This is a genomic window from Bacteroidota bacterium, assembly GCA_017303905.1.
Classification (GTDB): domain Bacteria; phylum Bacteroidota; class Bacteroidia; order B-17B0; family Aurantibacillaceae; genus JAHEYG01.
Window position 1 is genome coordinate 373,216 of record JAFLBH010000002.1, and the last position, 15,405, is coordinate 388,620.

Annotated in this window: 14 protein-coding genes; 9 read left to right on the plus strand and 5 right to left on the minus strand. The window is 37.0% G+C overall.

Annotated features, from left to right (window positions below; all coding sequences use genetic code 11):
- Window positions 1-5: 5 nt before the first annotated feature.
- Together J0L69_09330 and J0L69_09335 are read right to left on the minus strand one after the other, a co-directional pair.
- Complete coding sequence (locus tag J0L69_09330; protein MBN8693388.1) at window positions 6-1,619, minus strand: S8 family peptidase; 1,614 nt, start codon at window positions 1,617-1,619, stop codon at window positions 6-8.
- Window positions 1,620-1,727: 108 nt separating this feature from the next.
- Window positions 1,728-3,806 (minus strand): carboxy terminal-processing peptidase, encoded by a 2,079-nt coding sequence (locus J0L69_09335; GenBank protein ID MBN8693389.1) that lies wholly within the window; start codon window positions 3,804-3,806, stop codon window positions 1,728-1,730.
- Window positions 3,807-3,967: 161 nt separating this feature from the next.
- On the opposite strand from J0L69_09335, the gene J0L69_09340 reads away from it, so the two are divergent.
- A complete protein-coding gene (locus J0L69_09340; protein MBN8693390.1) occupies window positions 3,968-5,017 on the plus strand; it encodes a nucleoid-associated protein in 1,050 nt (349 codons plus the stop codon).
- On the plus strand, window positions 5,017-5,502 hold the full coding sequence (locus tag J0L69_09345) for a cupin domain-containing protein (protein ID MBN8693391.1): 486 nt from the start codon (window positions 5,017-5,019) through the stop codon (window positions 5,500-5,502). Before J0L69_09340 ends, J0L69_09345 begins: the two co-directional genes overlap by 1 nt.
- On the opposite strand, the gene J0L69_09350 is transcribed toward J0L69_09345, so the two are convergent.
- A complete protein-coding gene (locus J0L69_09350; protein MBN8693392.1) occupies window positions 5,503-6,645 on the minus strand; it encodes a cysteine desulfurase in 1,143 nt (380 codons plus the stop codon). It abuts the gene before it with no gap.
- A gap of 85 nt (window positions 6,646-6,730) precedes the next feature.
- Window positions 6,731-8,125, minus strand: coding sequence for a phosphoglucosamine mutase (gene glmM / locus J0L69_09355; protein ID MBN8693393.1), 1,395 nt, complete (start codon window positions 8,123-8,125; stop codon window positions 6,731-6,733).
- A gap of 154 nt (window positions 8,126-8,279) precedes the next feature.
- Here glmM and J0L69_09360 point away from each other — a divergent pair, with 154 nt between their 5' ends.
- The 5 genes from J0L69_09360 to J0L69_09380 all read left to right on the plus strand — a co-directional run bounded on the left by J0L69_09360 (window position 8,280) and on the right by J0L69_09380 (window position 12,445).
- On the plus strand, window positions 8,280-9,686 hold the full coding sequence (locus tag J0L69_09360) for a tetratricopeptide repeat protein (protein ID MBN8693394.1): 1,407 nt from the start codon (window positions 8,280-8,282) through the stop codon (window positions 9,684-9,686).
- A gap of 2 nt (window positions 9,687-9,688) precedes the next feature.
- Entirely contained in the window at window positions 9,689-10,474 is a 786-nt protein-coding gene (locus J0L69_09365) for a phosphosulfolactate synthase (protein MBN8693395.1), read from the plus strand.
- Between the two features lie 11 nt (window positions 10,475-10,485).
- Window positions 10,486-10,785, plus strand: coding sequence for a rhodanese-like domain-containing protein (locus J0L69_09370; GenBank protein MBN8693396.1), 300 nt, complete (start codon window positions 10,486-10,488; stop codon window positions 10,783-10,785).
- Window positions 10,786-10,803: 18 nt separating this feature from the next.
- Window positions 10,804-11,439 carry a VTT domain-containing protein gene (locus J0L69_09375; GenBank protein ID MBN8693397.1) on the plus strand — a complete coding sequence of 212 codons (636 nt, stop codon included), beginning with the start codon at window positions 10,804-10,806 and terminating at the stop codon, window positions 11,437-11,439.
- A gap of 73 nt (window positions 11,440-11,512) precedes the next feature.
- Window positions 11,513-12,445, plus strand: a complete 933-nt coding sequence (locus tag J0L69_09380; protein MBN8693398.1) for a T9SS type A sorting domain-containing protein — start codon at window positions 11,513-11,515, stop codon at window positions 12,443-12,445.
- Window positions 12,446-12,504: 59 nt separating this feature from the next.
- Here J0L69_09380 and J0L69_09385 read toward each other — a convergent pair whose 3' ends face one another.
- The gene (locus J0L69_09385; GenBank protein MBN8693399.1) at window positions 12,505-13,827 is read right to left on the minus strand and encodes a saccharopine dehydrogenase NADP-binding domain-containing protein; all 1,323 of its coding nucleotides are present in this window, start codon (window positions 13,825-13,827) and stop codon (window positions 12,505-12,507) included.
- A gap of 49 nt (window positions 13,828-13,876) precedes the next feature.
- Between J0L69_09385 and J0L69_09390 the strand changes: the two genes are divergently transcribed.
- Complete coding sequence (locus J0L69_09390) at window positions 13,877-14,989, plus strand: DUF4476 domain-containing protein (protein MBN8693400.1); 1,113 nt, start codon at window positions 13,877-13,879, stop codon at window positions 14,987-14,989.
- Window positions 14,989-15,402, plus strand: coding sequence for a DUF423 domain-containing protein (locus J0L69_09395; GenBank protein MBN8693401.1), 414 nt, complete (start codon window positions 14,989-14,991; stop codon window positions 15,400-15,402). Before J0L69_09390 ends, J0L69_09395 begins: the two co-directional genes overlap by 1 nt.
- The last annotated feature ends 3 nt before the right edge of the window (window positions 15,403-15,405 follow it).

The window sequence follows — 15,405 nt, forward strand, 5'->3', positions numbered from 1 at the left end:
TACAATTAACCTTTAATCTTTACCATGCCTTGTGCCATTTTAACGGCTTCGTATAAGTTTACCACACCACCAGACTTTGTCAATTCTTCGAACTCGACTAATTCATCTTTAGTACCGGGCTTAATCACCTTGGTATCTTTAAATTCTTTACGGCTTGAAGTCACAATGATTTTTTTGATTTGTTGCGGTGTTAAGGTCGGGAAATATGATTTTAATACAGCAGAAACGCCGGCAACAACCGGTGCAGCCATACTCGTTCCGCTTGCATCTTTATATTTTCCTTCCGGTGCCGTAGAATAAATATCTACTCCCGGTGAAAACAAATCCGCGGTACGTTTACCGTAATTACTAAATGGTGCCGCGATTTTTTCATTCTTCTCCCAGTTTAAAGCAGCTACATCTACAAAATTACTTGCTTCTTTTTTACTGCCTTCAAATTTCTTGCAAGGATAATGCGCTGTTTCATCAATATTAATTCCATCATTTCCTGTTGCATGAATTAAAAGCACGCCTTTCTTCTCAGCATATTTCACAGCTTCATCTACTGCTTTCTTATCCCAGCTGTATTTCTTTCCAAAGCTCATGTTAATAATACTTGCGCCGTTATCTACTGCATAACGAATTGCATTAGCAACATCCTTATCGCGTTCATCGCCGTTAGGCACACAACGAACACTCATGATTCGAACATTATCAGCAATACCATCCATCCCTACTCCGTTTTTACGTGATGCCGCAATGATACCGGCTACGTGAGTTCCGTGAAAACTAAACGGACCTTTACAATCATTATTCCCATAAAAACGCTCGCTGCTGTTATTGTAATCATCACCAACAATGGGACGCGGATCAAAATCAAGATTTAAAGAATAGTTTAATAAATTATCAAACTGATCAAATCCTTCATTAATATTTTCCATCACATCATCCATGCTGGCACCGGAAGCGCGACCTAACATATTTGTCGCAAAAAATTTAGCTTGTTTACCTTTAGAATCTTTTGGCTCGTATTTTTTCACAGCCTCTAAATCAATCTTCTCTACTCCTTGCTCCTTCAGCTCTTTAATCATTACTTCAAAAGCATCCTTTAAAAATTTGATTTGATTATAAGTGGCTTGGTACTCTGCTTTCTGACCTTCGTAATCTTTGCTTAACTGCAAGTAGGTTTGATATTCTTGCTTCTCTTGTTTAGTCTTTAAATCTTTTTCCGTTTTACCGTCATACTTTGGTTTATATAAACGGTATAGACGAGTTAATTCCAAATTATCTCTCTCTACATTTTTTCCATCTTTACCTCCAATAAAATTCCAACCGTGAATATCATCCACGTATCCGTTTTTATCATCATCAATGCCATTTCCTGCAATTTCGCCGGGATTGGTCCACATCACATCTTTTAAATCTTCGTGTAAATAATCTACACCGCTATCTAAAACGCCCACAATAATAGTGGTTGACTTTTTACCTTTAAGTAGTTCTTCATAGGTGCGCTCTGTACTAACACCGTTCACATTATCTTTAGAAGGATCGAGATTAAACCAATTATCCGGACGCTTAGCTTCCTGTGCATAGCTTAATGAAAAAGCTAAAAATCCTATGGCTATAAATATTTTTTTCATCTGTGTTTCTTTTTAGTTATATAAAGTAAATCAAATAATAATGGCTTTGCAATGCCTTTAGCATGCTTTAACCATTTTAGATATCAAAATACCGTAATGTGGGGGAGGTTATTTTAGTCCGCTTAAGATGTTACTGGCTTCATGAATGTAAACATCTTTAGCCACATTCTTTGCCCAACGTGATTCGCGTCCTAAACGTGCAGTATCGGCACTTAATTTCGTTTTATCCTGTTCTAACAAATCAGCCGTGAAGTCCTTTATATCTTTACGTAAATCTTCGTACTTTTTGTTTTGTTCGCGCCATAATTTTTGTTCAGCTCTGTACTTCTCCAACGCTAAATTATATTTTGAATCATCGCGTTTATCTTTAAATTCTTTAGCTTCTGTTTCAATTAATTTAAATGCAGCGCTCTTTTTAATACGCTCTTCACTTGCTTTTTTCACTTTAGCAATATCAATATTATTAAAGGCTAAATAATTTGCTGGCTCAATTTCATCCCATACCATCGGGTAATCCATTTCCTTCTCACCTGTTTCTATAAACTCATATGGATCCGGTAAAATCACATCCGGTGTAACACCCTTTAATTGTGTGGCGCCACCATTGATACGATAGAATTTCTGCATCGTGATTTTCACTTCACCAATTGGCTTAATAGTATCAAATTGAGGTAAAATAAACTGATCTAAATTTAAAAAGGATTGAACAGTTCCTTTGCCAAACGTTGGTGTTCCAACAATAACGGCACGTTTATAATCCTGCATGGCCGCCGCTAAAATTTCCGAAGCGCTCGCGCTATTGTGATTCACCATAATAGTTAATGGTCCGCCCCAGGTTACATCACTGTTGTAATCTTCCATAATATTCGTCATGTTGTTTTTACCTTTCACCTGCACAACAGGTCCCTTAGGAATAAACAAACCGGCCATTTCCACAACTTCCTGTAATGAACCTCCGCCATTATCACGTAAATCCACAATTAAACCTTCGATGCCTTGCGTTTTTAGTTTTTCAATTTCTTTACGCATATCTGTTGCGCATTTACGAGCGCCGGTTCGTGTGAAATCGGTATAGAAAGTAGGCAGATAAACGTAACCCATTTTTTTACCGCTATTGTTTAATAAAACTGATTTTGCATAGGTTTCTTCAATAGGAATAACATCGCGGATAATTGGAATCACTTTAAAACTTCCATCCGGTTTCTTTACCGTTAAACGAACTTCAGTTCCCTTCTTACCTTTAATTAAAAGAATAGCTTCATCCATGTCCATGGTTGTTACATCCACCGGCTCTCCTGCGCCTTGGGCCACCTTATGAATTTCATCACCCGCTTTTAATTCACCCTGTTTGTAACTCGGACTATTAAAAATAATTTCAGAAACCTTAATGATTCCGTCCTCCTTAGGCTGTAAACGTGCGCCAATTCCTTCGAACTGTCCGCTCATGGTTTCATCAAACGACTTTTTTTCCTTTGGAGCAAAGTATTCGGTGTGCGGATCGTAAATATTGGTGATGGTGCTTAAATAATTCGCGAAGCGATCTTTATCCGTAATTTTATACAAACGCTTAAACCAAGCCTCATTTGCTTTTAAAGTTTTGCGGCGGGCATCAACCTCAATGCTATCCCAAATTCTGATTTTTACGGTGGTGTCATTTTTTTCTTTCGCTTTCTCCTGACGATTTAAAACATCATCAATACGAGAGATAACCTGATACTTAATCATCTTCTCCCACTCCTTCTTTAAATCTTCGGGTGAAGAAGCATATTTAGCTTTCTCGCCATTGGTTTCATACACATCCTCCGCGTTATAATTTAATGGCTTAGCCAGAATTTCTTTATACCAACTTTCCTTTTCTTTGATACGCTTATTGATAAGCTCTACAGAGAGTTTGTAAAATGTAAAATCACCCTCGTTGATTTGATTGTCTAATTCACGACGGTATTTTGCTAATTGATCCACATCACCTTGCAATAAAAACTTCTTGTTGTAATCAATGCGTTTCATATACAAAGTGTATACCTTTTCACTGAAAGCGTCATCAATCTTGGTTGGACTGTAATGCATCTGAGAGAGACCTTCCAATAAGATTCCCATTAAAACCTGATAACGGGAGAAAGTGAATTTATATATAGTAAATGAAGACAGGAGCAATACCCCTGCAATCAAAATAGCGTAACGTTTCATAAAAAGTGCTGTTTTGTGCATATAACAAATTTAATATATGTAACGTAAAAACCGCTCTTTTAGATACTTTAATTTGGCCGCTTATCATTTTATTTTGTTTAAATTTTGTTAAAAGCCTTTAAGGTGATAAGCTTACATTTAGTGTTTAAGAAACAAGGATTATGATAGATTTTTCGAGAGCACAACTCACTCACTTCATTATACATTACACCGGTAACAAAAGCTTAGGTGAAGAATTAACCTTAAGCGAAACCTGCTTTGAGTTTAAAGATGATTTTGTAAAAGATACCGTTCTCAGGTATTTTCAATCACCTTTTAAAACGGATGTCTATCATCAGTTTAAAAACAAAAGCGATTTTGACATTAAAGACATAAAAGCTATCAGTGAAAAAATTTTCAACTCACGTAAAAATTTTGTTGAACAAACCAAACATATAGCTGAGCATTTATACAATCAAAGCATGCACCCAAAAATTAAGGGTGGTGAATTTTACGTTTGCTTCTTTAAGGATGTAATTGTAGACGGTGAATTATGTGACACTATTGGGTTATTTAAAACAGAAAATAAAGAAACTTATCTGAAGGTATATCAGCATGTGGATAATTTTGACATGGATTGCGATACAGGTATTAACATTAATAAGCTGGACAAAGGCTGTTTGATTTTTAATACAGAACAAGAAAAAGGATATAAACTCAGCATCATCGATAATAACAATAAAGTAGCTGAATGTGCTACGTATTGGGAGGTTGATTTCTTAAATGCAACGCTTAAAGAAAACGGCTATTATCACACCAGTAACTTCATTGAAACCTGTCGCGGATTTTGTGAAGAAATCTTAACGGAAGACAATAACGTTAAGAAAGAAGACCAAATGATGATGTTGAATAAAAGCACTGCTTATTTCAAAGAAAAAGACAAATTCAACATTAAAGAATTCGAGAAAGACGTAATGGTACAACCCGAATTAATTAAAGCGTTTAAAGATTACCGTAAAGATTTTAGCGAGCGCTTGGATTTAAACACAATAGATGAGTTTGATATATCTTCTACCGCCGTTAAAAAAAACCAGAAATACATGCGCAGTGTGGTGAAGCTGGATAAAAACTTTCACATTTATATTCATGGGCGACACGATTATGTTGAGCGCGGTTACGATGAAGCGATGGGACTAAAATATTACAAGCTTTACTACGTAAACGAAGAATAATGGAAGTAAAACATCTTATTGAAACGCTGGGATTACTGCCTCATCCAGAAGGAGGCTATTATAAGGAAACTTATCGCAGTTCCGAACAAAGTAATTTTCCGGGATTTGAAGGAAAAAGAAACTATTGCACAGGAATCTACTTTCTGATTGAGAAAAACAATTTTTCGGCATTACACCGCATTAAATCGGATGAGATGTGGCATTTTTATGGCGGTGATCCCTTGGAGGTAATTGAAATCACTTTAAGCGGAGAATTAAAAATAACGCGAATTGGCAACACTATTTTAGAAGGAGAAGTGCCACAATACCTTGTTCCAAAATATCACTGGTTTGGATCAAGAGTAAAAAAAGGAGGAAAGTTCAGTTTCGTAGGCTGCACCGTTGCTCCCGGTTTTGATTTTAATGATTTTGAAATGGCAGATAGAAAAACACTTCGTACTGAATTTCCTCAGCACGCTGCCATCATCGAAGAATTAACGCGCTAATTAAGCTTTCGCTGTTACGGCAAACATCTCTTTTAACTTCTTCACCACACTATCAATCTCTTCTTTCGTGTTGTATTTACTGAAGCTGAAACGAACGGAAGGGCGACTCATATCAATACCGATACCACGCAACACATGAGAACCTTGATTGCTGCCGCTGCTACAGGCACTTCCTCCACTCGCTGCAATACCTGCAATGTCCAAATTAAATAATAACATTTCAGCATCCGGATGATGAGGAAAACGACAGTTAAGCACGGTATAAAGTCCGTTCTCGCCTGTTTCACCGTTAAAATCCATGCCTTCTATATTGTTTTCCAATTGCCCCTTCATATAGGCTTTTAAGCCTTTTATATGGCTCTGGTGTTCGTCCATGTGCTCATTCGCTAATTCAAAGGCTTTGGCTAATCCCACAATACCGTATACATTCTCGGTTCCACCGCGCATGTTACGCTCTTGAGCACCACCATTAATGAAAGGTTTAATTTTCACATTATGATTAATATAAAGAAACCCTACACCTTTTGGTCCGTGAAATTTATGTGCCGCACAGGTCACAAAATGAACTTTTACATTTTGTAAATCCAGTTTATAATGTCCCATGGTTTGAACCGTATCGCTATGAAAAAGGGCGTTATATTTTTCGCATAACTCACCCACTTTCACGATAGGAAGTAAAGTTCCAATTTCATTATTGGCATGCATCAGTGAAACCAAACTGCGCTCATTATTTTTCAATAATTCTTCGAGGTGATTTAAATCTACATTTCCATTTGTATCTACATTCACCCAACTCACTTTTACCTTACCTTCTTTTTCAAGAGTTGCTAAAGTGTGTTCAACTGCATGGTGTTCGATTTTACTGGAGATGGCATGTTTTATGCCGTATGTCTCAATCGCTTCAATAATCGCCATGTTATCGGCTTCGGTTCCACCGGATGTGAAGAAAATTTCTGCAGGCGTAACATTTAAATATTTAGCAACTGATTTACGCGCACCTTCAATGGCAGTGCGTGTTTTTCGTCCAAATGAATGAATAGAAGAAGGATTTCCAAACTCCTCTTTCATAAAAGGCAACATGGCGTTAAACACTTCCTCATCTAACTTGGTGGTAGCAGCGTTGTCTAAATAAATTTTACTCATTGTTCAAAATAATTAAGTATGCAAATATCCGATATTTTTTTGAGCTGTCAGATTTAAAAAAAGTCCTATTATAGGACTTTTAAACTTATTGTTTTATGATTTCCTTGATATCACTGATGATTTTTTTAGCCAATGTATCAGCTGTAGCCAATGATTCGCTTTCCGAATAAATACGGATAATAGGTTCGGTATTAGACTTTCTTAAATGCACCCATTCTTTATCAAATTCTATCTTCACACCATCTACCGTGTTAATCGGTTGTTTTTGATATTTTGTTTTTACACTTTCTAAAACCTTATCCACATTAATCTCAGGTGTTAACTCAATTTTATTCTTAGAAATAAAATAGTTTGGATAAGATTTACGAAGCATCGAAACAGGTTTTCCGAATTTCGCTAAATGACTTAAGAAAATAGCGATGCCAACTAATGCATCACGACCATAATGTAATTCAGGAAGTATAACACCACCATTTCCTTCACCTCCGATAACAGCATTGGTTTCTTTCATCATTTTCACCACATTTACTTCTCCTACCGCTGATGCTGAATATTTCCCTCCCATTTTTTCAGTTACGTCGCGTAAAGCGCGTGTGGAAGATAAATTGGATACGGTATTTCCGCCTTTGTGATGCGATAACACACAATCTGCTACCGCTACAAGAGTATATTCTTCGCCAAACATTTCTCCGTCTTCACACACTAAAGCCAAACGATCCACATCCGGATCAACGCTAATACCGAAATGAGATTTTGTTTTTACAACTAAAGCCGACAAATCAGCCAAGTGTTCAGGCAATGGTTCAGGATTATGCGCAAAATGTCCATCAGGCTCACAATATAATTTGTGAATATTCTTCACACCCAAAGCTTCCAATAAAGCCGGTACTGCAAATCCCCCACTCGAGTTTACGGCATCCACTGAAACCGTGAAGTTTGCCGCTGCAATCGCTTTTGTATCCACATACGGTAACTTCAAAATTTTATCGATGTGCATTTTGAGCATGTCGGCAGGTTGTGTAATTTTTCCTAACACGTTTACATCCGCGTACGTGTAATTATCATTTTGCGCCAACGATAAAATCATTTTACCTTCTTCTTCGCTTATGAACTCCCCTTTTTCATTGAGAAGTTTTAAAGCATTCCACTGTTTTGGATTGTGAGAAGCGGTTAAAATTATTCCACCCTGAGCTTTTAATTCGGTCACCGCCATTTCAACGGTTGGCGTTGTACTCAAACCTAAATCATACACATTAATTCCCATACCAGTTAAAGTGCCGCATACAATGCTGCTCACCATAGGTCCGGATAAACGGGCATCGCGTCCAACCACCACACTTGGTGTAGTTCCTGAATGATTTTTTAAAATCAATGAAGCGTACGCTGATGTGAATTTTACAATATCCAAAGGAGTTAATCCATCATCCGGTTTTCCGCCAATGGTTCCTCTTATTCCTGAAATACTCTTGATTAAAGTCACTTTATAAAAATTTTGTGTAAAGTTAGCATGATGCTGTTGGCAGGTGATTTTTTGAGGCTTTTTTTATTGACATAAATTAAGAAAATTCTGTTAAAAACATAATAAGCAAATGCGAAAAAATAGCTTAACTTTGTATTAATTACAAGGGTCATTTATGAGCGAATTTGACGGAGATGATTTTGAAGGTCAAGACTTTGAAGAAGTTCTGAAGCGTTTTGAAGACATGATTAACAATGGTAATCATAGTTTTTTCGACGTGGATGAGCTGGAAGATATAATTGAATACTATTTTCAATGGTTGAATTACGATTTAGTAAAAAAAGCCATTGATTTCGGATTGAAACAATACCCTTACTCCAGTATTCTTAAAATTAAACAAGCCCAATACTTAAGCAGTCAGCATTTTACGCAGGAAGCCCTCGCTTTGCTGAATGAAGTAGAACAAACCGAAAGCAACAACTTTGAGTTATACATGGCCAGAGGTTATATCTATAGCCAAATGGGATTGGGCGAGCAAGCGATTGAGAATTACAAGAAAGCATTACCCCTGGCCGAGTATAAAGACGAAGTTTATTTGTCATTAGGTGTTGAGTTCTTAAATGAAGATAAGCCGGATGATGCCATCTATTACTTAAAAAAAGCATTAAAGATAAATCCACGTAACGAAGTAGCCTTAAATGAACTTTCCTTGTGTTATGATTTAACCGGAAAATCAGAAGAAGCTATTTCTTTCTTTTTAGATTACATTGATGAATTCCCTTACAGTTATTACGCTTGGTTTAATTTAGGCTTGGCTTATAACAGATTTGGTTTATACGAAAAAGGAATTGAAGCTTACGATTACGCCATTGCTATCAACGAAAAATTCAGCTCTGCCTATTTCAACAAAGCTAATTCCTTAGCGCAATTGGAAATGTACCGTGAGGCGATTGAAGTTTATAAAGAAACCTTCAAACATGAAAACAAAGAGGCTTCTACCTATTATTACATTGGTGAATGCCACGAAAATTTAAATGAATTTGAAGAGGCAATTGTCAATTACAATCGCTGTGTAAAGATCGATGCGGCTTATGCTGATGCCTGGTTAGGTATTGGGGTGTGTTTGGATGCCCTCAATCGTTTAACAGAAGGAATTCATTACATCAAGAAAGCCATCGAAATTAATCCGAATGATGCCGAGTATTGGTATGTATTTGCAGAAATACAACAAAAATTGGGCTTTCAGGAAGAAGCAGCCCTGGCTTATCAACGCGTTATAGAGTTAGATTATCCTGAGTTTGATGTGTGGTTAGATTATGCGCGTTTACTGGATGAAGCCGGCTACTACAAAGATGTGATTGAAACATTAACCGAAGGAATCAAATACTTTCCGGAAGCTGCCGAACTTTATTACCGCTTAGGTGTTATTCTACTTGAAACCGGTAAACGATTGGAAGGTATGGAAGCATTTGCAAGAGCCCTTGAACTAAACTTTAATAAATACACCGATATTTTTGAATATGCCCCGGCTTTAAAAGACGATGCTCAAGTATTGGAATTAATAAACTCTTTTAAAAACTAATTATGCCGTATAACGTTAATCTCCCGTTTTTACCTGAACGCACTCAAAAACCGCGTAAAACCGGCATGACCATGGTAATGGATAAAGGCATCAGTTTACGTCAGGCTGAGGACTTAATGGAAACCGGTGCTGATTACATTGACTTTATCAAATTGGGATTTGGCACTTCTGTTATTTCAAAAAACGTAAAGGAAAAAGTAAAACTTTATCAGAAAAACAACATCAAAGTGTATGTAGGCGGAACATTGTTTGAAGCCTTTATCATCAGAGATAAGTTTGAAGACTATATTAAGTTCGTAAACGAAATGGGATTAGATTCTGCTGAAGTATCTGATGGCAGCATCACCATTGAGCACGAGAAAAAATGCGAATACATCAATAAGCTGGCGAAAAACTACACCGTTCTTTCAGAGGTAGGTTCCAAAGAGGAAGGTGTGATTATTCATCCGGCGCGTTGGATTAAAATGATGCAAAACGAATTGGATGCCGGCTCAACCAAAGTAATTGCCGAAGCTCGCGAAAGCGGAACGGTTGGTATCTTTCACAAAAACGGAAGCGCGCATACTTTACTGATTAATCGCATCGTTAATAAAATAAAATTAGAAAACATCATTTGGGAAACACCACAAAAATCTCAACAAGTATATTTCTTAAAATTATTCGGGTCAGATGTAAACGTTGGAAATATTGCCGTGGATGATATCATTCCTTTAGAAACTTTACGTATTGGTTTAAGAGGAGATACCTTTTTTACATTCTTACCTGAAAAATTCAAACAAACAACCTAAGAAAAAACACAATGAAGGAAATTACTGCACAAGAGTTAAAAACCTTAATCGACAGCAAAGCGAATTTTCAGTTAATTGATGTTCGCGAACCGCATGAATTCGATGAAGTAAACATTAACGGCGAATTAATCCCAATGGGCGACGTAATGGATAATCTCGATAAAATCAATAAGGATAAACAAGTTGTGGTGCATTGCCGCAGTGGCAAAAGAAGCGCGGCTGTTATTCAGGCTTTGGAAGCAGAAGGTTATAACAATCTCTATAATTTAAAAGGCGGAATCCTGGCCTACATGGAAGAAGTAGGCATTTAATTTATTTTTACCGTCTTTATGATTGAACTATTCAAACACATTATTCACCTCGATTTCGATTGGTTATTCGCTAACTATGGTACTGCCGTTTATGTGGTACTTTTCCTTGTAATTTTCGTTGAAACCGGATTGGTGGCGATGCCTTTTTTACCCGGCGATTCTTTATTATTTACAGCAGGATTATTCGCAAGTTCAGGTCACCTTAACATGTTTTACCTTGTTATCCTATTGTTTATAGCCGCTGTGTTAGGAGATAATTGCAATTATTGGATTGGACGAAAAATAGGTTTAAAAGTATTTCATTTAAAGTTTCGAGGTAAGCCACTGGTGAAGCAGGAATATCTTGATAAAACACATGCGTTTTTTGAGAAGCATGGTACAAAGGCTATCATCATGGCACGCTTTGTTCCCTTTGTTAGAACCTTCGCTCCATTTGCAGCGGGTGTTGGAGAAATGAATTACAAAAAATATTTAAGTTTTGATGTACTTGGTGGTGCATTATGGATTGGTAGTTTAACCACCGCCGGTTATTTATTAGGCGGCGTTGAATGGATTCGTAAACATATCGATTTAGTATGTTTAGGAATTATTGGCGTTTCAGTTCTGCCAATTATCTTCTCTTACTTTAAGGCTAAGACGTCAAACAAACAGTAAAAAATACGTATAAATACGTATTTTTTCAGGGTGGTGCTTTATGTATGTTTACATAAACCTAAAAACAACACCTATGAAAAAAATCTTTACTCTCGTATTTATAATTGTCGTAAATGCTGTATTTGCACAGCCGGTGATTCAATATACTAATATGCCTAATCCGTCGGCCGGAATCACTGCAACAATTTTAATTGGACCAAAACCTGTTTCTCCAGGACCTTCAGGTGCCGGGGTAACATGGAACTTCTCCTCTATTTCATTTACAGCTGCAGGTACTGCATCAATAGTTGTTCCAGCGTCTACTCCATATGGAGCTTCATTTCCAAACGCTACAATGGCAGCAATAGTAGCGTTGCCTACCGGAACAGTTTATACGTATGATAATGTACAACCAACATTTAAAGATCAATTAGGAGATGCTATTACAGCAACAGGAGGCGCTACCTATACTCCTGATCCTAAACGTCATTTGGTTTTCCCTTTTAATTATGGTAATTCGTATACTGATTCCTACCAATGTGTGTCGTGTTCGCCAAGCAGTTTTACAATTTCTTACGACGCATATGGTACTTTAATTGTTAATGGGAAAACTTATAACAACGTTGCCCGAGTTACCAATATGTTCGGTAATCCGTACTATAACTATTACTCAACCAATCCGGTTTATTCTATTTTTGCTTATGATGCCAGCCCTTCAAGTAGTCCTTATGCTACTCTGGTTGAAATAGCCGGCGTTGGTGTTAGTGTAACAGAAAATTATGTAACAGAAAACGTAAAAGTTTTTCCAAATCCTGCAAATGATGTATTTACCATAAGTAACCAAAGCTTCATGAAAATAAACTTTGCTTTGATTGATGTATTGGGAAAAGAAGTCAGACCCATGGAGGAGCTTATCCAGGGAGGGAACACACAAGTTGACATAAGTACTTTCCCTTCCGGATTATACTTTATTAAATACCATGATGAATTTGGAAATGATTCGTACGGAAAACTAATAGTAGAATAATAAATTCCTTTTAAAGCCTCGTTACTCATAAATTAAGTGAGAATAACGAGGCTTTTATTTTAATAACTTTCGTTAAATACAATCTGATATTCTTCCAATTCTTTTAATAGCGGTTCATAAATTTCTTTTACAATCGGAATTTGTACACCACTTAATTTGAATTGTCCGGTTAGGAAATTTTTTACGGTAATCGCCAGAGGCAATCCAACGGTTTTTGCCATCGCCGTATGATCTTCATCGTCGCCAATAACCACCAATGAAGAGTTTAACTGATGAGTTTTTCCATTCAAGGTATATTCAAACAAATGTTGCATAACAATCATGTCCTTATCGCCATTCTTCAACTTCCATTTTTCTTCCAATAAACTTTGCAGCAATTGTGCCGGCGTACCTTCATTTAATTTAATTTTCTTGTTGTTGAATAACTCAAGATATTCCATTTTTTCTTCGATATCCTTACTCCAGCCAAAACCAACAAACTGCTTTAAGCGTTCCTTCACCGAACCGCTTCCTTGTGGTAAAAATGAACTCAGCAAATCAGTATACGTCATATTCGAAGTATTGTGAATCTTAGAAGTGTCATCCGTTAATCCCAATTTCACAAACACATTCCAAGCTTTACAATAACCTTCTTCACGCAAAGTTCCGCGTAACAAAGTTTTTACGTTGTTTAATCCGTATGGTTCTTTATATCCAATACTATCACGATTTGCATAGGCATCAAACTTCCCGAATCCATCCACTTCTATCGTCTCAATTTGATTGAATAAACGGTTATACGGAATAAATTTAATTTCCCCGTTATGCAAATACTGCGCTGTACTTTGTCCCGCTAAAACAACATTCCTCGGATTCCAGCTGAATTTATAACCCCACGGATTATCGTTGCTCTCAGGAGCTACCAATCCGCCACAATACGATTTAAATGAAGTAATAGTAGCGCCTTTTGCCTTTAAATCATGAATGATTTTCATGGCCGAAGCATGATCGATGCCGGGATCTAATCCGATTTCATTCAACAATAATAAACCTTTTGCACGCGCTTCTGCATCCAGCTCCCGCATATCGTTACTTACATAGCTGGCTGTTGCGATATGCCGACCTAAACGCACACAATCGCGAGCTACATCGCCATGCATATTGGCTGGCAACATGGAAATAACAAAATCATTCGCTTTAATGAAAGCTTCACGTTCGACGGCATTACTCACATCAAAAGTAACAGCTTCGGCATGCGAATAATTTTTAACGCGTTCTTGTGCCAATGACAAATTACTATCGGCTACCGTTACCTGCCAATTATAAGCAGGCGCTTTTTTCAATAAATATCCAATTAAACTGGAAGTAGAGCGACCGGCGCCAATTACTAATATTTTAACCATAACACTGAATTGAACACAAAATTAAACTTAAATTTGCTCTTATCAAGTAATGAGCATTATTCGTATTTATATTATCTGCTTTGTATTAGGCCTTTGTTCTTTTTCACTGGCGCAGCAAATTAATGCCAATCTGGTTGTTATAAATCCCTACGGTAAAGTTTTCACCCTCTACGTGAACGATGAAATTGTAAATAAAGAACCACAAGCTATCGTTAAGGCGTTTAATGTGCATGAGGGTTGGCTTAAATTAAGGGTGGAAATTGAAGGCGTTGCCGGTAAAATAACCGACTCCATTCATTTAAAAAGCATTGAAAAATACAACAACAAAGAAATCACACTCAGTTTGAAAGAACGCATTACGGAAGGAAAAAACAATTACAAATTTGAGTTTATTTCCATAGGAGAATTGTCAGGTCCGGCAACGCCCATTGTGCCTGATTTACCTGTTAATTTGAGTGTTTTAGACGAGAATAAGAAATTCGGAAATATTTATGAGATGCACCTTAGAAAACCCATTTACATAAAAAATTATGACAGTGCGAGTGCAAAATGTTTGGTTGATTTAGATGATAAAGACATAGAATACCATTTGTTTTTATTGAAAAACACCAATGATTACTCAGAGCGCATTAAATACACACGCCGTGCCATTCTTTTTAATTGTTACACCGCCGAACGCTTGGTAAAACTTCTCAATACCTTCGATACAGAGATAGAAAAATTAAAATACGCTAAACTTGCCTTTCCGCATCTGACTGATAAGTCCAATGCTAAAACCATAGAGAATGCTTTTTTGTTTAAATCGGTTTCGGAGGAATATGAAATTTTTCTAAAAAACATAGCCGCCGAGAATTATCAGAAATCATTAAACTGTAAACAAGCTGTTGCCGATAATGAATACAATGAGATTTACGTATCGGTAGTTAAAGGTAAATACGATCACGACAAAATTGCCATTGCAAAAAAGGCGGTCCAAAAACATTGCTTCAGCAGCGCGCAGGTCAAAAAATTAATGGACATATTTACACACGACCGCGAAAAACTAGACCTTGCCAAAGCGGCTTATAACAGCATTGTCGATAAAGAGAATTACAAAATGGCCGCCGAGAGTTTTATGTTTGGCGAGAACAGAAAAGATTTTTTAAATTTTATTTCTAACTAATGGATAAACGCAAATTATTAACCATCGGAATATTGGGCGCTTTAGCTGTGGCCTTAGGAGCCATGGGAGCTCACTTCTTAAAAAGTAAAGTGCAGGCCGGAATCATGACTAGCGATCAGCTCGACGGATTTGAAAAAGGCGTTAAATACCATATGTATCACACGATAGGCATGTTGCTTTTAATTATCCTTAATAAGCTAGAAGAAAATAAATACTTTATGTGGGCCTACGCTTTCTTCTTTTGGGGAATTGCGATGTTCTCAGGTTCACTCTATTTCTTAACCACCCGAAACTTAATGGGTATGGATTGGCTCAAGTTTTTAGGGCCGGTAACGCCAATTGGTGGGGTTTGTTTTATCATCGGCTGGATTTGTCTAGGACTTTCTCTGTTAAAAAGTGATAAAAACAAATAACTT